The sequence below is a fragment of the Streptomyces sp. NPDC002446 genome, from assembly GCF_053595675.1.
Genome location: NZ_JBSFYC010000010.1, coordinates 82,168 through 103,175, shown reverse-complemented (window position 1 = coordinate 103,175; position 21,008 = coordinate 82,168). Strand labels below are relative to the sequence as shown.

General features: G+C 73.8%; 13 protein-coding genes. 8 read left to right on the top strand and 5 right to left on the bottom strand.

Going from position 1 to position 21,008, the window contains the following annotated elements:
* The first annotated feature begins 153 nt into the window (after positions 1-153).
* From ACWD6P_RS08640 to fxsT, 7 genes are all read left to right on the top strand, one after another.
* Positions 154-585, top strand: a complete 432-nt coding sequence (locus ACWD6P_RS08640) for a CU044_2847 family protein (protein WP_451443295.1) — start codon at positions 154-156, stop codon at positions 583-585.
* The gene (locus ACWD6P_RS08635) at positions 585-2,744 is read left to right on the top strand and encodes a VMAP-C domain-containing protein (protein WP_451443294.1); all 2,160 of its coding nucleotides are present in this window, start codon (positions 585-587) and stop codon (positions 2,742-2,744) included. Before ACWD6P_RS08640 ends, ACWD6P_RS08635 begins: the two co-directional genes overlap by 1 nt.
* A gap of 384 nt (positions 2,745-3,128) precedes the next feature.
* Positions 3,129-4,184 (top strand): AAA family ATPase, encoded by a 1,056-nt coding sequence (locus ACWD6P_RS08630; RefSeq protein WP_451443293.1) that lies wholly within the window; start codon positions 3,129-3,131, stop codon positions 4,182-4,184.
* 5 nt (positions 4,185-4,189) lie between these two features.
* The gene (locus tag ACWD6P_RS08625) at positions 4,190-7,561 is read left to right on the top strand and encodes an SAV_2336 N-terminal domain-related protein (protein WP_451443292.1); all 3,372 of its coding nucleotides are present in this window, start codon (positions 4,190-4,192) and stop codon (positions 7,559-7,561) included.
* 114 nt (positions 7,562-7,675) lie between these two features.
* Positions 7,676-7,894: a YxD-tail cyclophane-containing RiPP peptide gene (locus tag ACWD6P_RS08620; protein WP_451443291.1), complete on the top strand. Its 219-nt coding sequence runs from the start codon at positions 7,676-7,678 to the stop codon at positions 7,892-7,894.
* A gap of 199 nt (positions 7,895-8,093) precedes the next feature.
* Positions 8,094-9,263: an FxsB family cyclophane-forming radical SAM/SPASM peptide maturase gene (locus tag ACWD6P_RS08615; RefSeq protein ID WP_451443290.1), complete on the top strand. Its 1,170-nt coding sequence runs from the start codon at positions 8,094-8,096 to the stop codon at positions 9,261-9,263.
* A 133-nt stretch (positions 9,264-9,396) separates the two neighbouring features.
* Positions 9,397-12,456: an FxSxx-COOH system tetratricopeptide repeat protein gene (gene fxsT, locus ACWD6P_RS08610; RefSeq protein WP_451443289.1), complete on the top strand. Its 3,060-nt coding sequence runs from the start codon at positions 9,397-9,399 to the stop codon at positions 12,454-12,456.
* Between the two features lie 69 nt (positions 12,457-12,525).
* Here fxsT and ACWD6P_RS08605 read toward each other — a convergent pair whose 3' ends face one another.
* The 4 genes from ACWD6P_RS08605 to ACWD6P_RS08590 form a co-directional block, all read right to left on the bottom strand.
* Positions 12,526-16,317, bottom strand: coding sequence for a multifunctional oxoglutarate decarboxylase/oxoglutarate dehydrogenase thiamine pyrophosphate-binding subunit/dihydrolipoyllysine-residue succinyltransferase subunit (locus ACWD6P_RS08605; RefSeq protein WP_451443288.1), 3,792 nt, complete (start codon positions 16,315-16,317; stop codon positions 12,526-12,528).
* 250 nt (positions 16,318-16,567) lie between these two features.
* Complete coding sequence (locus ACWD6P_RS08600; RefSeq protein ID WP_451443287.1) at positions 16,568-17,683, bottom strand: ATP-binding protein; 1,116 nt, start codon at positions 17,681-17,683, stop codon at positions 16,568-16,570.
* Entirely contained in the window at positions 17,680-18,420 is a 741-nt protein-coding gene (locus tag ACWD6P_RS08595) for a response regulator transcription factor (RefSeq protein ID WP_451443286.1), read from the bottom strand. The genes ACWD6P_RS08600 and ACWD6P_RS08595 overlap by 4 nt, the downstream gene beginning before the upstream one ends.
* 73 nt (positions 18,421-18,493) lie before the next feature.
* Positions 18,494-19,246, bottom strand: coding sequence for a spermidine synthase (locus tag ACWD6P_RS08590; protein WP_451443348.1), 753 nt, complete (start codon positions 19,244-19,246; stop codon positions 18,494-18,496).
* A 265-nt stretch (positions 19,247-19,511) separates the two neighbouring features.
* Between ACWD6P_RS08590 and ACWD6P_RS08585 the strand changes: the two genes are divergently transcribed.
* Positions 19,512-20,321 carry a rhomboid-like protein gene (locus ACWD6P_RS08585; RefSeq protein WP_451443347.1) on the top strand — a complete coding sequence of 270 codons (810 nt, stop codon included), beginning with the start codon at positions 19,512-19,514 and terminating at the stop codon, positions 20,319-20,321.
* On the opposite strand, the gene ACWD6P_RS08580 is transcribed toward ACWD6P_RS08585, so the two are convergent.
* Positions 20,318-20,821, bottom strand: coding sequence for a YfbM family protein (locus tag ACWD6P_RS08580; protein WP_451443285.1), 504 nt, complete (start codon positions 20,819-20,821; stop codon positions 20,318-20,320). The genes ACWD6P_RS08585 and ACWD6P_RS08580 overlap by 4 nt on opposite strands.
* Positions 20,822-21,008: the final 187 nt, after the last annotated feature.

Sequence of the window (21,008 nt, the reverse complement as noted above, 5' to 3'; positions counted from 1 at the left end):
GCGCTCTCCACCAGGGGTCATGGGACATTCCCGGCCAGGATAGGCAGGCCCACCGACCTCTCGCGCCACAGGCGCCCGAGGGCTAGCCTGATCACCTGTCAACGGTCCTGCGGCAATCGGGGAATTGCCGTCCAGGGGGAGCAGGAGGCCGTGATGCACGATCGCGCACAGCGCATCGAACTGCCCGATGGCACGGAGGTCTGGGCCCGGGTCTCCCGGCTGGACGCCCCCGGGCTCGACGGGGCGGACGGCGCCGACGGGACGGCGGACGAGGACTTCGAGGACGTCGGCGCCTGGGACGCGCTCGGCGCCCGGGTCGAGGGGCTCCGCGAGGTGATCGGCGGGGTCGCGAGCAGCGTCCGCCAGGCCGCCGAGCGGGTCGCGCCCGACGAGACCAGCGTGACCTTCGGGGTGGAGCTGTCGGCCAAGCCGGGCAAGGCCGTCGCCCTGCTCGCGGACGGCGAGGCCAAGGCCAACCTCTCCGTCACCCTCACCTGGCGGCACGACGGCGGCGCGCCGCCACCGCAGGAGCGGCACCGGCCGCGGGCGGCCGAGGGCCGGGGGCCGGACGATTCGGGCCGCTGATGGCGCCCCCCGAGCCACCCGTCGCCGCCCGCGGTGACCGCGCCCGCTACGCCCAGCTCCTCGACCACGCCGGACGCGCCACCGTCGGACTGCGCGCCGCGCCCGGAGCGCGCGATGCCCGGCTGTGGGGCAGCGGTGTGCTGATCGCGCCGGGATGGGTGCTGACCTGCGCCCATGTGCTCGCGACCGACGACGGCCGGCGCCGGGAGACGGGCCCCGACGGCGTCTTCGGGATCGCGTTCGGCGGCCGGGTGGCCGCGGCGCGGCTGGCGTACGACCTGAACCGGCCCGACCCGGCGGCCGGCCCCGCCGCGCCCCGCGCCGACCTCGCCCTGGTCCGGCTGCTGGAGGCGGAGACCGAGCACCCCTGCGCCTGGCTGAGCGACCAGCCGGCCACGCTCCTGGAGGACGCGTACATCTTCCGCGGGCACGAGCAGCCGGAGCCGGGCCGGTCCGGCGAACGCGTAGTACGCGAGTCGGGCCTGGGGCACGCCGCCAACGGGGCGGCGCCCGGCGCTCCCGGTGCCCCGGGCGCCCCCGTGGACCCCTTCATCGCCGTCCGCTTCGGTGCGCGCGACGCCCGCGGTCTGCAGTTCGGCAGCGATGTGCGGGTCACCCACGGAGCCTCCGGCGGGCCGCTGATCGACTGCGACCGCGGCGAGGTGGTCGGCATCGTCAAGGGCCGTCACCAGCACGACCACGTCGGACTCGCGGTGCCGGTGACCGCCCTGCGCGGGCTGGGCCCCGAGCATCTGGTCGCGGGCGCCGAGGGCCTGGGCCCCGACCCCTACCACGCGCTGATGGCCCTGCACGACCGCTGGCACTGGGCGGGCCAGGAGCTCGGCCGGGCCGGCGGGCCCACCTGGTTCGACGCCCAGCACGCGATCATGGCGGGCCGCGGCCGGCTGTGGGGCGTACAGGAGCGGCTGCAGGCGCTGGACCTGCTCGCCCGGCTGCCCGCACCACGCGACCCGCTGGTCGTGGAGGCCGCCGTCGGCGAAGTACTGGAGCGCGGCGACCGGCCCGGCGCCTGGTCGCTGCGCACCTGGCGGGACGGCCACGGCGCGCTCTACCAGGGCAGCGACCCGTACACGGAGCTGCGCGCCTTCGTGCACTATCTGCGGATCGTGGCCCAGACGACCGCCGACGACCTGCGCGAGGTGCCGGGCGAGCAGGCCGACGCGGTACGCGAAGACGCCGCCAGGCTCGCGGAGTTCGTCCAGGCCAAGGCCGTGGTGCTGCAGCCGCAGGACCGCCGGCGGATCGGCCCGGTGCGCCGCCGGCCGCGCTCCGTACTGGTCGAGTTCGAGCCGCTGTTCTACGACGAGAACGGCCATGAGTTGTACAACTGGTCGGTCAGCGAGGGCTACGGCCAGGGCCGGTGGCTGCGCGTCGACGTACAGGAGTCGGCCGGCGGAGTGCCCTTCGAGCAGGCGCGGGAGCAGGTGCTGCGGCGGCTCGGCGGGCGGCTGCTGCGGGCCGACGGCGACGCCGGGCCGGGCGCCCGGGTGCGCCTGGAGGTCGCCGTCCCCGAAGGGCGCTGGCACACGGCCGCCGGCCAGTGGGAGGTCGCCGCCTCGATGCGGCGCACCGCCCGGCTGCGGCCGGTCGGCCCCGGGCGCGCGGTCGTCCTGCGCGACCAGGGGCGGCGCGACCAGGTCGATCCGGCCTGGCTGCGCCGCTGGCAGGGCATCACCACCGCCCCCGAACTGCGGGCGCTGCGCCTGCCGCCGCGCACGGGCGCCGGCGCGCGCCCCGCTGGCGGCTCCGCCGAAGCGGTCTGGCGGCTGCTGGAGACCGCGGACGACGGTGCGCTGCCCGCCCTGTGCCACACGGTCGCCGACGGGTTCGGCCGGGACGCGGTCGGCGTCGCCCTGGACACCGGCTTCCCGGCCGGGCTGTGGTCGGCCCGCGGCCACGGGGAGGAGCGGGAGTGCGATGCCTCCTGCGAGGAATTCCACCGCGGAGTACGGGAGTTGCTCCAGGGGCCGGGCGGGGTGACCCGCCTCCCCGAGCTGGTCAGACAGCTGCGCGCAAAGGCCGCCGAGGCCGCCGGGGAGGGCGCGCACTGGGCCCGCGACCTGGTGCTCCTCTACGACGATCCGCTGGACCCGATACCGCCGCTGTTCACCGACCGGCCCCAGGTGTCGCCGCGATGAGCCCGCCCCGCGCCGCCCCGCGCCGCCGCGGACTCCCTGTGCGCCCCGCACGCCCCGCATGCGCCCGGCGCCCGCCCCCGGCCCCTCCGCTCGCGTCGCCGCACGTAGGGCCGCATCCGGCGGCACCGGCAAGTCCCGCCCCGTACACGGCACTTGGCGCCCCCCGATGCCCCAGCGTGAGACCGGAAACCGCCCCGTGCGCTTCCGTACGGATGGGTACTGTCATAGCGTCGTGGAAGACTTGTTCGTGATGACGTGATGACGTGATGGCGTGAGTGTGCGTGGCGGACGCGGGGGAAGGCCGGGGCGGATGCCGACGTCTCCGGCGGTCCTCCCTGATCCATCGCTCCTGACCGATGCCGGCCGGCGACGAGGAGTTCCGACGTGAGCGACTGGCTCATCTACCGTGGCGCGGGGGCACCGCACGACGGAATCGAGCAGCTTCCGCCGCCGCCCCCATGGCGCGATTTCGACGGCGGCCCCCTCGTGGCGCCGCCCGCGGCCCTCGACCCCGCCTCCGAGCGCAGGCTCGGCGTACAGCACCGGGAAGCCAGTCACCACCGCCCCGGCGAGACCGAGCGGGAGCTGGTCAACGCCGCGCTCTACCTGCGCAGACCGCTGCTGGTGACGGGCGCGCCGGGCAGCGGAAAGAGCACCCTGGCGCACTCGGTCGCCTACGAACTCGGCCTCGGCCGGGTGCTCGGCTGGCCGGTCGTCAGCCGCAGCACGCTCCGCGACGGCCTGTACGACTACGACGCCATCGGCCGCCTGCAGGACCTCCAGATCGCCCGTGCCGCCCCGTCCGCCGTGGACGGCGGTGCCGCGGCCGGCCCCGACCCCGCCGACGAACCCGGCGGCGGCATCGGCCGCTACATCCGCCTCGGCCCGCTGGGCACGGCCCTGCTGCCCGCCGCCCGGCCCCGCGTCCTGCTCGTCGACGAGCTCGACAAGAGCGACATCGACCTTCCCAACGACCTCCTCAACGTCCTGGAGGAAGGGGAGTTCAGGATCCCGGAGCTGGAGCGGCTGGCCGGATCCGCCCCCGAGGTGCAGGTGCTCAGCGACGACGGTGCCCGGGTGACGGTGCGCGACGGGCGGGTGCGCTGCCGTGCCTTCCCCTTCATCGTCCTCACCAGCAACGGCGAACGGGACTTCCCGGCGCCCCTGTTGCGCCGCTGCATCCACCTCCACATCCCGGTCCCCGACAAGGAGCGGCTCGCCGCCATGGTGCGGGCCCACTTCGGCGAGGGCGCCGCCGAGCGCTACGAAGCGGTGATCGACCGCTTCCTGGACCGCGAGCCCGGCGATGTCCGCGCCGTCGACCAGCTCTTCAACGCCATCCACCTCACGCAGAAGGCCGGCTGGACGGACCAGGACGAGGAGGAGACCCGACGGCGCCTGACGGCGGAGCTGATGCGGCCTCTCGATCGGACGAGGTGAGTGCGGTGCCCCCCGGGGAGCCCGGCCCAGGCCCCCTCGACGAGCTCGTCGCCCGGCTGACCGCGGCGGGGCTGCCGGCCGATGCCCGCTCGATGGCCGACACCCTGTGGCTCGCCCAGTGGATCACCCCCGAAGAGCCGCCGGCCGGCGACCGGGCCGAGACCGGCCGCCCGGACCGCCCCGACCCTACAGATCCGGCCACTTTCCGGGTGGGACCGGCCGCATCCGCGGACCACTCCCCGGACGGCACACCGGCGCCCGCGGACGGCTCCGCGTCCCCGGCCGGGGACGCGCCCGCGCCCCGGGACGGCGTCCGGCGCGTCGCGGAGCTGCTGCCCCCTCAGGACACGGGGGAGGCCCCCGCGCTCGTGGGGCAGTGGGCGAGCGTCCCGGACCCGGACCGTCAGCGCCTCGGCGAGGTCGCCGTCCCGATCGCCTCCGCGTTCCCCGGACTGCTGCCGCTCCAGCGCGCGCTGCGGCCCGTCCAGCGCTACCGCCCGCCGGCCGCCCCCGTCCGCCGCACGCTGGACGAGCCGGCCACCGCCGAGCTCTCCGCCCACGCCGAAACGATCATCCCGGTGCTGCGCGGGGTGCACCGCCGCGCGGCCGCCCTGCGGCTCCTGATGGACGGCTCGTCCTCGATGGCCGTCTGGGAGCAGATGCTGCACGACCTGCGCCAGGTCTGTGAGCGGGTCGGCGCGTTCCGGGACGTCACGGTGCACTACCTCCACCCGCACGGCCCGGACGTCGGCGTCGCCGCGCTGCCGGGCCCCGGCCGGCCGCTGCGCCCCGCCGACCAGTTGCACGACCCCACCGGCCACCACCTCACCCTCGTCATCAGCGACTGCGCCGGCCCCCTGTGGCGCGACGGCCGGATGCAGCGGCTGCTCTACCGCTGGGCGGCCGACGCCCCGCTCGCCGTCGTCCAGCCGCTGCCGCAGCGGATGTGGGCACGCACGCTGCTGCCCGCCGTCGCCGGCACCCTCGTCCGCCGCCAGGGCCCCTACCAGGCCCTCGACTTCCGGCCCGCCCGGCGCCGCCGCCGTCCGTCCGCACCGGGCACGCCGCCCGCCGCGCCCCGCGAACGCGCCGTCCCGGTCCTGTCCGCCACCCCCTCCGCCCTCGGCTCCTGGGCCCGGCTGGCCGCCGCCGACGCCGGCCTCTCGCTGCGCGGCGCCGCCTGCGTCGTACGCGCCGACCACGGCGCCGAGCCCGCGGCCGGCCCGCCGCCGGCACCCGAGCGCGGCGCACCCGCCCGTATGGTCCGCGAGTTCGACCAGCAGGCCTCGCCCGCCGCCCGGCTGCTCGCCGTCCACCTCTCGGCCGTGCCGCTCGCGCTGCCCGTCATCCAGCTCGTCCAGCGCGCGATGCTGCCGCAGACCGGCCCGGCGGAGCTGGCCGAGGTGCTGCTCAGCGGGCTGGTGGCGCAACTCCCGCCGGACCGGAGGCCGTCCGGGGACAGCGGCCCGTGGTACGAGTTCGTGCCCGGCGTACGCGATGAGCTCCTCGGCCGGCTCAGCGCGGGCGAGGCCGCCCTGGTCCTCAAGCACTGCTCGCTGTACATCGAGCGCACCTTCGGCCGCAGCGCCCGCAACTTCCCGGCCGTCGCCGTCGCCATGCTCTCCGGCAGCGCCCGCGAACCGGAGACCGGCCCGCGCGCCGTCCCCGAACCGTTCGCCCGGGTCTCCGAACGCGTACTGCGCCGCTTCGAACCCGCGCTGCGCCCGCCCGACCGGCGCCCCTACGGCTCCGACGGCCCGGCCGCCGAGGGCGCGGCCCTGCTGGAGCGCTACGAACACGACCGCGCGGTCCGCGATCTGATCGAGGCCGTCCGCCTGCTGCGCGCCGCAGCCGAACGCCTGCCGCCGGCCGGCACCGACCTCGCCCGTGCCCTGCTGCACGCCTGGGCCAAGTGGCGTCAGCCGGACGCCCTGGAGGAGGCCGAGCGGGCGGCCCGGACGGCGCTCGGGGCCGCCGCGGCGGGCGCCGGCGAGGCGGTCGACGCCACCGGGGCGGCCGAGCGCACCCGGGCGCTGATCGTGCTCGGCCGGGTCGCGCACGCCCGCGCCCGGGAACGCCGCGCCGAGGGCACACCGGACGAGGAGCGCGCCGCGCTCACCGACGCCGCCCGTCATCTGCACGCCGCCTGCGGGCTGATGAGCCTGCTCGACCCCCGTGTCCTGGAGAGCATGGTGCTGCGCACCGAAGTCCTGCGCCGCCTGGCCGCGCTGCCCGAGCCCCCCGCCACCCCCGCGGACGGAACGGGACGGCCTTCCGGCGACCCCCTCGACGAGGCGGAACGCTCCCTGACCACCCTCCTGGACCAGTGGCCCTCCGGCGAGCAGGTCCCCGGCGAGGTCTACGCCGCCCGGGGCGGGGTGCTGCTCGACCAGGCCCGCCGGGCCGCCGGCCACCCGGACGGGACGCACCCCGCCGAGGCGCTCGCCGTACGCGCCGCCGACGACCTCGACACCGCCGCCGTCCTGCTCCGCCGCCGCGGCAGCGCCGCCGACCGGCTGGTCTGCGAGACCCTGCTCGACCTGGCCGCGGCCCGCCGGATGAACGCCGGCGGGGGACTGCCGTCCGTGCTGCCCACCCTCGAACGCGCCCGCGAGATGGCCCACGCCCTGGGCGACGCGGCCCTGGAGGCCGACAGCCTGCGCCGGATCGCCGACGCCCAGCGCGCCGTCCACACCCGTACCGGAGCGCCGGCCGCCCTGGACGCCGCGATCGCCGCGCTGGCCGCCGCGCTCCGCCTGACCGCCCCCGACTCGCCCGAGCACAGCTCGCTGCTCGCCGAACGCGGCGCGGCGCTGCTGCTGCGCGCCCGGTCGGAGCCCCCTGGCGAAATGGGCAAGCGGCTGGCCAACGAGGCGGTCCACGTCCTGCGCGAGGCCCTGGCCAGGGTCGCGCCCCAGGACCCCGACCTCGGCAACCACCGGCTGCTGTTCGGCCGTGCCCTGCGGCTGCGCTACGAACGCCAGCCCTCGCTCGCCGATCTGCACGAGGCCGACTGGATCCTGGAGCTGGCCGCCCGCGGCGCCGACGTACCGGACGCGGTCTGCGCCGAGGCCTGGCTCGAAGTGGGCGATGTCCAGCTCCTGCTGGACCGCCGCTTCGACTCCCGGGAACGGCACGACCGGGCCGCCGCCTGCTACCGCCGCGCCGCCGCGGCCGCCGGCCGGGCCGGCAGCCCCCTGCTGGCCGCCCGCGCCCACCACCGCCGCGGGGAGGTCCTGGAGGTCACCGCGGGCCCCCGCTCCGCACTGCACGCCTACCGCGAGAGCTGGGAGCAGTGGCAGCGCGCCGACGGGTCCCCCGGCCCCGAGGCCCGGCGGACCCGCGCCCGTATGCGCGCCCTGGAGTCCACGGCCTGAGCACCCGGAGCCCCTGCCGCGCCCGGCCGGCCGCCTGGCCGTCCGCCGCCCGGCGTGTTTCTGTGGACAGCAGTTCGGGAACACCACCGTCCAGCCGGCCAGAGGAGAAGCAGCGTGGCGACTACCCCCCGCACCGAACCGGCTGCGGCCGCCCCGTCCGGGCCGTCGGCCGAGCCGCTGCCGGACTTCGCCGGGGTCGACGTGGGTGCCCTGGCGGTGCGGACGGACCATGCGGTGCTGGGAGAGGTGGCGGCGCTGCTGCTGCGCAACTGGCCCACGGGGCAGGACGCCGTGGCCTACTACGAGGACGGCCCGGGAAAGCTCCTGCGCTGACGACCGGAGGGCGCACCCCGGGGCCCAGGGCGTGGCAGGTGTTTTTTGGGCAAACGCGCAAGGAAATCGGCCAGTTGTCGAGGAGAATCGGTTCTTCGATCGGTGGCGGAGCCATGTACCAGACAGCGGGCGGGAGCGGACGGCCAGCGGTGGCCGCTCCATGCCCCGATGACGACGGACGGGTGCAGGGGGCGACGCCGTGGCGGGGGAGAGGACCGGCCGCACCACCGGCGTGCCCTTCCGGCAGTTCGTCCTGAAGGTCCACAGCCGCTGCAACCTCGCCTGCACCTATTGCTACCTCTACGCCGGACCCGACCACAGCTGGCGCGAGCGCCCGCGGACCGTCGCCGACGCCACCGTCCGCCAGACCGCCCTGCGCATCGCCGAGCACGCCCGCACCCACCGGCTGCGCGAGATCCGCGTCGATCTGCACGGCGGGGAGCCGCTGCTCACCGGCCCCGGCCCGCTGCTCGCCCAGGCCGCCGCCGTCCGCGCCGCGCTGCCCGCCGGCTGCACCGCCGAATTCGGCGTGCAGACCAACGGGACGCTGCTCACCCGGGACATGATCGACACGCTCGGCGCGGCCGGATTCCGGATCGGCCTCAGCCTCGACGGCGGCACCCCCGGCCTCAACCGCCGCCGCCTCGACCACGCCGGACGGCCCTCCTGGCCCGCGGTCTCCCGCGCCGCAGCCCTGCTCCACGGCCGGCCCGACGTGTTCGCCGGCATCCTGTGCACCATCGACGTCACCGCCGATCCCGCGGAGGTCTACGGCTCGCTGCGCGCACTGGACCCCCCGATGCTCGACTTCCTGCTGCCGCACGCCAACTGGTCCAGACTTCCCCCGGCGGTCTCTGGGAGGAGCCCCCGCTCGCCGTACGGCGACTGGCTGTGCACGGTCTTCGACCTGTGGTGGGACGGCGGCCCCGGGCCCCGGGTGCGGGTGTTCACCGAGATCCTCGGCCTCCTGCTGGGCCGCCCCAGCACCAGCGAGGCGGTCGGCCTCTCCCCGGTCGTCGCCCTGGTCGTCGACACCGACGGCGCCATCGAACAGGTCGACTCGCTCAAATCCGCCTACGAGGGCGCCGCCGCCACCGGCCTCGACGTCTTCCGGCACACCTTCGACCAGGCCCTGGCGCACCCCGGCCTGGCCGCCCGCCAGCGCGGCCGGGACGGGCTCGCCGCCCAGTGCCGGCGCTGCGCCCTGGTGGAGGTGTGCGGCGGCGGCAACTACGCCCACCGCTACCGCGCGCCCAACGGCGGACCCGCAGCCGGCGGATTCGCCAACCCGTCCGTGTACTGCGCCGACCTGGAACGCCTGATACGGCATATCGCCGCCCGCCTGGCTGCCGCCGTTTCACTCAACTGACCAGCCACGGACATGACCTGACGCACTGTCGTCATCTGGAGCGGTACTTGGGCTATCGTGCGAAAGAGCCAGGGCGTGCCCGACGAATCAGCCTCCGCACGCGCGCACCATCGCATCTCAGGGAGACGGTCGCATGGTCGATCAGTCCATTTCTTCTGGTTCTTCTGGTTCCGCTGCTTCTGCTGGCTCCCCCGGGCGGTCCGGTCCTGCCGGCGCCGCCGAGCACATCACCATCAGCTATGCGGGCTTCGCCCGGCCGTGGGCCGCGTGGATCTCCCATCAGCTGGAGCAGCAGGGGCACGGCACGACCCTGCTCCGCTGGGACCCGAAGGTGGACACGGCGCTGGCCGAGGACCTCTCGGGGCTGCTGGAGGCCGAGGGCCGGCTGCTGATGGTGCTCGACGACTGGTACTTCCGGCTGGGCCCCAAGACGCAGGAGGAGTGGACGGCCGCGCTGCGGGAGGTGGTGCCCCCGCACGCCGACCGGTTCGCCGCGGTGAGCGTGGCCACGCAGAGCCTGCCGGCCACCGCGTCCCTGCTGCGGCCCGCCGACCTGCGCGACCTGGACGCGCGCGAGGCCAACCGCAGGGTCCTGCACCGGCTGGGCATCACCGCGCCGCCCCGCACCGCGGACGAGGACGCCCCCGGCGAGCCCCGCTTCCCCAACAACCCGCCCGAGGTCTGGAACATCCCGCGCCGCAACAACCGCTTCACCGGCCGCGACCACGTCCTGGAAGCGCTGCACGGCAAGCTGGCCGGCCCCGGAGTGGGCTCCGCCCCGCCGCTGGAGACCCGTATCGCCCTCTACGGCACCTCCGGCGTCGGCAAGAGCCAGATCGCCGCCGAGTACGCCCACCGCTTCGGCAACGACTACGACGTGGTGTGGTGGATCAGCGCCACCAACCGCGGCGCCGCCCGCGAACAGCTCGCCGAACTCGCCACCCGGCTCGGCCTGCCCGTCGGCCGGGAACTCGGCGACCGCATCCGCGCCGTGCACGAGGCGCTGCGCGTCGGCCGCCCCTACCGCCGCTGGCTGCTGATCTTCGACAGCGCCGACGACATGGAGCAGATCGAGGACCTCATCCCCGACGGCCGCGGCCACGTCCTGATCACCACCCTCACCCGCGACTGGTCGGGGTCCGGCAGCGCCCAGGAGATCGAGGTGCTGCCCTTCACCCGTATCGAGTCCGTCGCCTACGCCCGGCGGCGCGCGCCCCGGCTCACGCCGGTCGAAGCCGACATGCTCTCCGAGGCCGTCCAGGACCTGCCGCTGCTGCTCGCCCAGACCGCCGCCTGGCTCGACGCCAACCCGATGTCCCCCAAGGAGTACATCGAGCTGATCCGCCGCGGCGAGCCCAGCCTCGTCGGCATCCGGATCTCCTCCGACTACCCGATGGCCTTCCAGACCAGCTGGGCCATAACTCTCAACACGCTGCGCGAGCGCAGCCCCGCGGCGGTCGAACTCCTCAAGCTGTTCGCGTTCTTCGCCCCCGACGCCATCCCCGTCCCGATGCTCGCCCGGGCCCGCCGCGGCGACCTGCCCGAACACCTCGCGGACCTGGCCGCCGAGCCGATCAGCTGGAACACCGCGCTGCGCCGGCTGACCGAGTCCACCGCCGTACGCCTGGACTACCAGGTCTCCCAGGACTCCGACCCGGCCGTGGAGACCGCGCAGATGCACCGGCTCTACCACCGGTTCCTGCGCAGCGACCTGACCGAGGACGAGCGCGACCTGATGTCGGCGACCGCCTGCCGGGTGCTGGTCACCGCCGACCCGCAGAACCCCTCCGACACCCGGTACTGGGAGCGCTACGCCGAACTCATCCCGCACCTGGAGCCGGCCGGCGTCCTCGACAGCCCCGACCCGGCCGTCCAGCAGCTGCTGCTCAACTGCATCGAATACCTGCGGGTCCGCGGCGAGTACCGGATCGGGCTGCGGCTGTGCGAACAGTTCATGTCCCGCTGGCGCACCCGCCTCGAACCCACCCAGCGCACCATGCTCGTGCTCACCCACCAGCACGCCAACATGCTGCGCAGGCTCGGCCGCTACCGCGAGGCCGAGGCGGTCGGCAGCGCCGTCGTCGACCAGCTCACCGCCGAGCGGGACCCCTCCGACGCCGACCTGCTGCGCGCGCAGGACGGCCTGGCGGGCACGCTGATCGCACTGGGCTCCTACGAGCAGGCCCACGAGCTCTTCGACGCCGTCTGGCGGGCCTACACCGCCCTGCTCGGCCCCGAGGCACCGCGCACCCTCTCCTCACGGCACAACCTCGGCAATGTCTTCGCACTGCTCGGCCGCTACGAGGAAGCGCTGGTCACGCACCGCGAGGTGCTGGCCTTCCGCGAGCGCGAGCTGCGCGCCCGGCACCACCTGACCCTCAACGCGGGCACCGCCTACGCCCGGATGCTGCGCCTGATGGGCCGCTACCGCGACGCCGCCTCCACCCAGGAACTCAACGCCCGGCTGCACCAGCAGGTGATGGGCGCGCACACCCCGCAGACGCTGCGCGCCGAGCACAACCTCGCGCTGTGCTGGCGCCGCTCCGGCGAGGTCGCCAAGGCCGGCGCCCTGATGGCCGACCTCGTCGAACGCTCCCGCCGGGTGCAGGGCCCGCGCCACCCCGAGACGCTGATGGTCCGCGCCGACCTCGCCACCTTCCTGCGCGAGCACGGCGACCTCGGCCAGGCCCGGGACCTCGCCGAGGAGGTCGCCGAGCGCTATCGGGCCCTGGCCGGCGAGCGGCACCCGTACACCGTCGGCACGCTCGGGAACGTCGGGCTGGTCCGCGGGGAGTTCGGGGAGACGGCCGAGGCCCTGGACATCGCCGAACGGGCGCTGCACGGCATGACCGGGGCGATGGGCCCCGGCCACCCCTGGACGCTGGGCTGCGCGCTGAACGCCGCCGCCGCCCGCAGCCGGGCCGACGACGAGGACGGCGCGGTGGAACTGGGCCGCGACACCCTGGAGCGGGCCAAGACGACGCTGGGCGACACCCACCCGCTGGCCCTCTCCGCGAAGACGGCGCTGGCCGAGGACCTGCGGGCGCTGCGCCGCCGCGGCCAGGAGGCGGCCAAGCTCGAACAGGAGGCGATCCAGCAGCTCTCCGAGACGCTGGGCGCCGAGCATCCGCACACCCTGTCCGCCCGGCGGCGCCGGCGCCCCTACTGGGACTTCGAACCGCAGCCCGTGTAGCGGACATGCGGCAGGGCCCGCCCCCGCAACAGCGGGGACGGGCCCTTTGTGTACCGCGGTCCGTGACGCTTATGCGTCGAAGACCTCCGCGACCAGCTGGGCCTGCTCGGCCTGGTGGCGCTTGGCGGAGCCGACGGCCGGCGACGAGGAGTGCGGCCGCGAGATGCGGCGCAGACGCTCGCCGTGCGGGACATCGGCGCCGACCGCCAGGTCGAGGTGGTCGATCAGGTTGAGGCCGAGGAACGGCCAGGCACCCTGGTTCGCCGGCTCTTCCTGGGCCCACAGGTACTTCTCGGCGTTCGGGAACTTGGCGATCTCCGCCTGGAGCTCCTTGCCGGGCAGCGGGTAGAGCCGCTCGATACGGACCAGCGCCGTGTCGTGCGCACCGCGCTTCTCCCGCTCCGCCTCCAGGTCGTAGTAGACCTTGCCGGAGCAGAAGACGACCTTGCGGACGGCCTGGGCGTCGACCGTGCTGTCGCCGATGACCGGGCGGAAGCCGCCCGTGGTGAACTCCTCCGTCTTCGACGCCGCGGCCTTCAGACGCAGCATCGACTTCGGGGTGAAGACGACCAGCGGCTTGTGGTGCGGGTTGTGCACCTGCCAGCGCAGCAGGTGGAAGTAGTTGGAGGGGAGCGTCGGCATGGCGACGGTCATGTTGTTCTGGGCGCACAGCTGGAGGAAGCGCTCGATCCGGGCCGAGGAGTGGTCCGGGCCCTGGCCCTCGTAGCCGTGCGGGAGGAGCAGGGTGACGCCGGAGGTCTGGCCCCACTTCTGCTCCGCCGAGGAGATGAACTCGTCGACGACCGTCTGGGCGCCGTTGACGAAGTCACCGAACTGCGCCTCCCACATGACCAGCGCCTCCGGGCGGGCCAGCGAGTAGCCGTACTCGAAGCCCATCGCCGCGTACTCGCTCAGCAGCGAGTCGTAGACGTTGAAGCGGGCCTGGTCCTCGGAGAGGTAGAGCAGCGGGGTGTAGTCCTCGGCCGTCTCGCGGTCGATGAGGACCGCGTGGCGCTGGCCGAACGTGCCGCGGCGGGAGTCCTGGCCGGCGAGCCGGACCGGGGTGCCCTCCATCAGCAGCGAGCCGATGGCAAGGGTCTCGCCCATGCCCCAGTCGATGGTGCCGTCCTCGATCTGGGCCGCACGGCGCTGCAGCTGGGGCAGCAGACGCGGGTGCACGGTGATGTGGTCGGGGATGTTGACCTGGGACTCGGCGATCCGCTTGACGATCTCCTGGGAGATCGCGGTGTCGACGTAGACCGGGAACTCGGCCTTGGGCTGCGGCACCTCGGGGACGGCCGGGGCCGTCGTGGCGTCGCGGACCTCGGTGAAGACCTTCTCCAGCTGGCCCTGGAAGTCCTGGAGCGCCTGCTCCGCCTCTTCGAGGGTGATGTCGCCACGGCCGATCAGGGACTCGGTGTAGAGCTTGCGCACCGAGCGCTTCTTGTCGATCAGGTCGTACATCAGCGGCTGGGTGAAGGCCGGGTTGTCCGACTCGTTGTGCCCGCGGCGGCGGTAGCAGATCAGGTCGATGACCACGTCCTTGTTGAACGCCTGGCGGAACTCGAAGGCCAGACGGGCGACGCGGACGACGGCCTCGGGGTCGTCACCGTTCACGTGGAAGATCGGCGCCTCGATCATGCGGGCCACGTCGGTGGCGTACATGGAGGAGCGCGACGACTCCGGGGCGGCGGTGAAGCCGACCTGGTTGTTGATGACGACGTGCACCGTGCCGCCGGTGCGGTAGCCGCGCAGCTGGGACATGTTCAGCGTCTCGGCGACCACGCCCTGGCCGGCGAACGCCGCGTCACCGTGCAGCTGGATCGGCAGGACGGTGAAGTCCGTGCCGCCCTTGTTGATGATGTCCTGCTTGGCGCGCGCGACACCCTCGACGACCGGGTCCACGGCCTCCAGGTGCGAGGGGTTGGCGGTGAGCGAGACCTTGATCTGCTCGCCGTCCAGGCCGGTGAAGGTTCCCTCGGCGCCCAGGTGGTACTTCACGTCGCCGGAGCCGTGCATCGACTTCGGGTCGAGGTTGCCCTCGAACTCGCGGAAGATCTGCGCGTAGGACTTGCCGACGATGTTGGCGAGGACGTTCAGACGGCCGCGGTGGGCCATGCCGATGACGACCTCGTCCAGGCGCGACTCGGCCGCGGAGTCGATGACCGCGTCCAGCAGCGGGATGACGGACTCGCCGCCCTCCAGCGAGAAGCGCTTCTGGCCGACGTACTTGGTCTGCAGGAACGTCTCGAAGGCCTCGGCGGAGTTCAGCCGGCGCAGGATGCGCAGCTGCTCGTCGCGCTCGGGCGACTTGTGGGAACGCTCGACGCGGTCCTGGATCCACTGGCGCTGCTTGGGGTCCTGGATGTGCATGAACTCGATGCCGGTGGTGCGGCAGTACGAGTCGCGCAGCACGCCCAGGATGTCGCGCAGCTTCATCATGGACTTGCCGGAGAAGCCGCCGACCGCGAACTCGCGCTCCAGGTCCCACAGGGTGAGGCCGTGCTCGGTGATGTCCAGGTCGGGGTGCTTGCGCTGGTGGTACTCCAGCGGGTCGGTGTCGGCCATGACGTGGCCGCGGACCCGGTAGGAGTGGATCAGCTCGAAGACCCGGGCGGCCTTGGTGACGTCGTCGTCGTGCGAGGCGTCGATGTCCCGCAGCCAGCGGACCGGCTCGTAGGGGATCCGCAGCGACTTGAAGATGTCGTCGAAGAACTCGTTCTCGCCGAGCAGCAGCTGGCTCATGACCCGCAGGAACTCGCCGGAGGCGGCGCCCTGGATCACCCGGTGGTCGTACGTGCTGGTCAGCGTCATGACCTTGGAGATGCCCAGCTTGTTCAGGGCGTCCTGGGAGGTGCCCTGGAACTCCGCGGGGTAGTCCATCGCGCCGACGCCCATGATCATGGACTGGCCGGGCATCAGACGGGGCACGGAGTGGACCGTGCCGATGCCGCCGGGGTTCGTCAGCGACGCGGTGACTCCGGTGAAGTCGTCCATCGTCAGCTTGTTGTCCCGGGCCCGGCGGACGATGTCCTCGTAGGCCTGCCAGAACTCGAAGAAGGTCAGCGTCTCGGCCTTCTTGATGGCGGCGACGACGAGCTGGCGCTCACCGCTGGGCTTCACCAGGTCGATGGCCAGGCCGAGGTTGATGTGCGGCGGCTTGACCAGCGTCGGCTTGCCGTCCTTCTCCGCGAAGGAGTAGTTCATCGACGGCATGGCCTTGAGGGCCTGCACCATCGCGTACCCGATGAGGTGGGTGAAGGAGACCTTCCCGCCACGGGCGCGCTTGAGGTGGTTGTTGATGACGATGCGGTTGTCGAAGAGCAGCTTCACCGGGACGGCGCGGACGGACGTGGCCGTCGGCAGCTCCAGGGAGGCGTTCATGTTCTTCGCGACCGCGGCCGACGGGCCGCGCAGCACGACGTAGTCGGGACCGGCCGGGGCCTCGCCGTCGGCGGACCGCTTGGCGGCCGGCTTCGCGGCGGGCTTGGCGGGCGCGGCCTTGGCCGGGGCCGGAGCGCTCGCGGCGGGCTTCGCCGGCGCGGGCTTCGGCTCGGCCGCGGCGGGGGCCGCGGGAGCGGCCGGCGCGGCGGGGGACGACACAGCCGGGGCGGCCGGAGCGGCCGGAGCGGCGGCAGCAGCCTCCGCCGGCTTGCCGGAGGCGGTGGAGGCGCCCGGCTTGTAGTCGGCGAAGAAGTCCCACCAGGCTCGGTCTACCGAGTTCGGGTCCTGGAGGTACTGCTGGTAGATCTCGTCGACGAGCCACTCATTGGGACCGAAGGCGGCAGCAGGGCTCTTGCCCTGCCCCTCTTGATCGGCCTCGGTCGAGATGCTCGAGCTGTTGGGGGACTGTAGCGACACGGCGGCAACCGCCCTCTTCCGCTTCCTAAGGTGGTGGACAGCGGGAATAAAGGCTACGCCTGTTGTGACCTTTGGTGCAGTCCGGGAGGGCCACTCGTCGTGTACGTCACATTCCCCGCAGGGTTTCGGGGCATGACTTGGCGGGAAACACACGAAGTTTGCCCGCGTGCGGGTAGGGCTCACCGCTGTCGCACCCATGGGATGAGTGCTCCTACCACCGACCCTACGTCAGCTGACGTCAATACGGGCGTCAGCTCCGGGCTGACTCCAGCCCCGGAAGAGTGACCCGGATCCGGCAACCCCGGGGGGATTCGGCCACCCCGATGCGTCCGCCGTGCAGATCCACCGCCCACCGGGCGATCGCCAGGCCCAGGCCGGTACCGCCGTCGGTGCCCGGACCCGAGGGGGCCGGACCGCCGCGGTTGAACCGCTCGAAGACCCGGTAGCGCTCCGACTCGGGGATGCCCGGCCCCTCGTCCTGCACCTCCAGCTCCAGGCTCTCCGGGCCCTCCCCGCGCCGGGCGTGCACCGTGACCCGGCCGTGGCGCGGACTGTGCTTGATCGCGTTGTCGATGAGATTGGCGACGACCTGGTGGAGCCGCTCGGCGTCGGCGTGTGCGGTCAGCTCCGGCGGCGAGACGTCGAGGTGGAGATGGACGTCCGTACGGGTGTGGGTGCCGGAGCCGGCCAGCGTGGAGGCGCCACGGCTCATGTTGGCCTCCTTGAGCACCCCGGACAGATACGGCCAGACCTCGAAGCGCCGGGCGTGCAGCGGCACCACGCCGTTGTCCAGCCGGGACAGGTCCAGCAGGTGCTCGACCAGCCGGCCCAGCCGCTCGGTCTGCTTCAGCGCCGTACGCATCGTCTCCGGATCCGGTTCGCAGACCCCGTCGACGACGTTCTCCAGGACGGCGCGCAGCGCGGCGATGGGGGTGCGCAGCTCGTGCGAGACATTGGCCACCAGCTCCTTGCGGTGGGTGTCCACCGCCTCCAGGTCGGCCGCCATCCTGTTGAAGGCGTCCGCCAGGTCGCCGAACTCGTCGCGGCGCTCGGAGCGCACCCGGCGGCTGTAGTCACCGTGTGCCATCGAACGGGTGACGTCCGTCATCTCCCCGAGCGGGGCGGTCAGGCTGTTCGCCACGAACTGGGTGATCAGCAGCGAGGCGATGATCGAGAAGATCGTGATCACCCGCAGCTCGGTCGCCGAGTGCATCGCGACGAAGACCAGCAGTGTGGTGATGATCACCGAAACGCTGACCAGCGCGCCGAGCGCGGCCTTGACGGAGCGGTACGGGTCCAGCGGGCGCAGCGCGTCCCAGACCCGCTGCCCCAGCTCACGCACCGCTTCCCGCCACCGGGTCGTCATGCGGGCGGCGTCTCCAGCGCGTAGCCGACGCCGTGGACCGTACGGATCCGCTCGGCGCCGATCTTGCGGCGCAGGGCCTTGATGTGGCTGTCGACCGTACGGGTCCCCGAGGCGTCCGCCCAGTCCCACACCTCGGCCAGCAGCTGCTCGCGGGAGAGCACCGCGCGCGGGGTGTTCGCCAGGCAGACCAGCAGATCGAACTCGGTGGGGGTCAGATGGACGTCGGCGCCGCGCACCCGGACCCGGCGCTGGGCGTGGTCGATCTCCAGCTCGCCCAGCCGCAGGATGCCGCTGCGGGGCGTGTGCGCGGCCAGTGCGGCGCGCTCGACCCGGCGCAGCAGGACGTGCACCCGGGCGGCCAGCTCACGCATCGAGAACGGCTTGGTCATGTAGTCGTCGGCGCCCACGCCGAGGCCGACCAGCATGTCGGTCTCGTCGTCCCGGGCGGTGAGCATCATCACCGGCACCGGGCGCTGCGCCTGGACCCGGCGGCACACCTCCAGGCCGTCGAAGCCCGGCAGCATCACGTCGAGGACCAGCAGATCGGGCTGCCAGGCCTCGGCGATGTCCACCGCGGCCGGACCGTCGGTGGCCGTCTGCACCTGGAAGCCCTCGGCGCGCAGCCGGGCCGCGATGGCATCGACGATCGTGGGGTCGTCCTCCACGACCAGCACCCGGCGCTGGGCGCCCGGCGTGGCAGCGGCGGCGCCGCCCTGCGTTGTCTGAGTCTGGTCCATCGCCCGCCCCTGCAAGTCCCTGCGTGGTCGCGTATTGCTGGGCAGCAGCGTAAGGGCATGGTGTGACTGTCGGCTACGCGCCCTTCCACGCGAGGTGGACCACGTCGGGGACGCCTCGGACAACCGGGATCTCTTCCGTACGTACGTTGTTGAAACCGGCATTCCGCAGGGCGTCCTCGAAGGCCGGCGAGGGCTGCGCGGACCAGACGGCGAGCACTCCGCCGGGCGACAGCCGGTCCCGGCAGGCGGCCAGTCCGGCGGGGGAGTAGAGGCCGTCGTTGTCCTCGGTGACGGTCCAGTCGGGGCCGTTGTCGATGTCCAGGCACAGCGCGTCATAGGTGACCTGCGGCCCGGCCTCGGTGCGCAGATGGGCGACGAGGTCGGTGTGCAGCACGGCGCAGCGCGGATCGGCCAGCGCGGCCGCCGAGACGGCCGACAGCGGACCCGTGCGGTGCCAGTCGATGACCGCTTCCTCGCGCTCGACGACGGTGATCCGGCCCCATCGCGGCTGCTCGGCCGCCCGGGCCAGGGAGAAGCCGACGCCCAGGCCGCCGATCAGCACCGAGGGCCGCTCGCGGCCGGCGGGCAGCCCGTCCAGCGCGGCGTCGATCAGCAGCCGCTCCGAGCGGCCGTCGGAGGTGTCCATCAGGAAGCAGCCGTTGGCGATGATCTCGTAGACCACCGGGCCCGCGGGGGCTCCCGGCCCGGCGGGGACCCTGCCCCGTTGCCGCAGCACCACCTCGCCGTAGGGGCCCTCGCGGCGGTCGATCGTGCGGGGGGAGGAGGCGGGATCGGTCGTTGCCGGTGACGGAGTGACGGGAGCCATGGCGTCCATGGCGTCCATGGTGGCCAAAACGGGCTGCGCTGAGCAACGCGATACGGGGGGCGGGTGAGCCGCCCGGGGTGGACGTGACGGCCGCGGCGGCAGTTGCCCCGTGTGAGGCATCTCACTCCCACAGCTTCTTCATGGGTTGAGCAGGCAGGGTGGTCCGCGACGTTGTGCAGGGCAGAGCGAGCACGCACCGCCGGGGGACACCGGTGTGGCTCACCGGATGTGCCATGGACGGAAGGGGCCTTGGACAGTGAGCTTGCTGGAAACCGCCGGAGGAACGCGGACTGACCGTGCGTCGGTCGACACGTCGGACGCGGTCGCCGAAGCGGCCGCACCGCCCGCGGCCCGGCGGCTGTGGCGGCTGTTCCCCACCCCCGCCGGCACCCCCTTCACCTTCGCCTACGCCCTTCTCCTCGCCGCCACCTCGCTCTTCGCCCAGAACGCCGACCCGGACCTGGTCTCCGAGCTGCTGCGGGGCTCCAGCACGGACGTCGTCCACCTCACCAAGGCCCCGCTGCTGGTGCTGTTCGCCAGCGCGCTGTGGATAGCCGGCGGGGTGACCTCCGCCTACGCCCTCGCCTTCCTCCTCGTCCTGACCGCCCTGGAGCGGCGGATCGGCGGGCTGCGCAGCGCCGCCGTCTTCTTCGGCGGCCATGCGCTGGCCACCCTCGCCACCGAACTGCCGGTCGCCTTCTCGGTCGCCGCCGGACAGCTGCCCGAGAGCTCCCTGCACCGCCTCGACTACGGCATCAGCTTCGGCGTGATGACCTGCACCGGAGCCCTCGCCGGCCTGCTGCCGGCCTGGGCGCGCTGGCCCCTGCTCGCCGGCGTCGGCTACCTGGCCCTGACCGATCTGCTCGCCTACGCCGACCCGATGAGCGACTGGGGGCATCTGCTCTCCCTCGCCCTGGGCGTGGCCGGCTGGCCCCTGCTGCGCCGCTGGCGCGCCCACCGCACCGGCCCCTCGCCGCTCCTCGGCGACCTGGGGCATCCGGCGCTGCGGGGCGTGCGCAACGTACTGAGCGCGCGGGGACCCGCCGGCATGACGGGGCCTCACCACAGGCCCTAACCGAGCCAGACCAGCACCGCTTCCCCCTCGTCCGCCGCCGCGCGGAAGAACCCCCGCAGCGCTTCGTAGTGCTCGCTCACATAGTCCAGCGGCTCACCGCGCTCCCACACGATCGTCGGGTACACCTCCGCCTTGGCGAGGTCCTCCGGGCCGACGCCGGCCGTCAGGGCCGCTCCGGATATCTCCGCGAGCGCCCCGGCGGCCGTCCGCACCTGCTCGGGGGTGAGGTAGCGGGGCGGGCCGTAGCCCCAGTCGTCGGCGCCCGGGACGGGCTCCTCGCCATGGACGACGTCCACCGGGAAGGCCGCCCGGTGCAGCAGGAAACCCAGCGCGTCCCAGGCCTTGTCGACGTCCAGGCAGCGCGCCGGGGCGGGCCGCGGAGGCTGCCCGGCCTCCGCTTCCATCCGCCCGACGACGAGCTTCAGCGCCCACTCGGGATCGCCGAGGGCCCGGTCGAGCTCGGCGGGTGTGACACGTGCGTACTCTCCGATCATGCTCATGGATCCGAGGCTAAGGGCGACCACTGACAACGCCGGGTGCCCCGCGGTGCGTTGGGCGCCCACGGCGGTTCCACGACGGCTCCACGACGGTTCCTCAGCGGTTCCACGGTGGCTCCCCGGCCGGTTCCCGGCGGCTCCCCGGCCGGTTCCCGGCGGCTCCCCGGCCGGTTCCCGGCGGCTCCCCGGC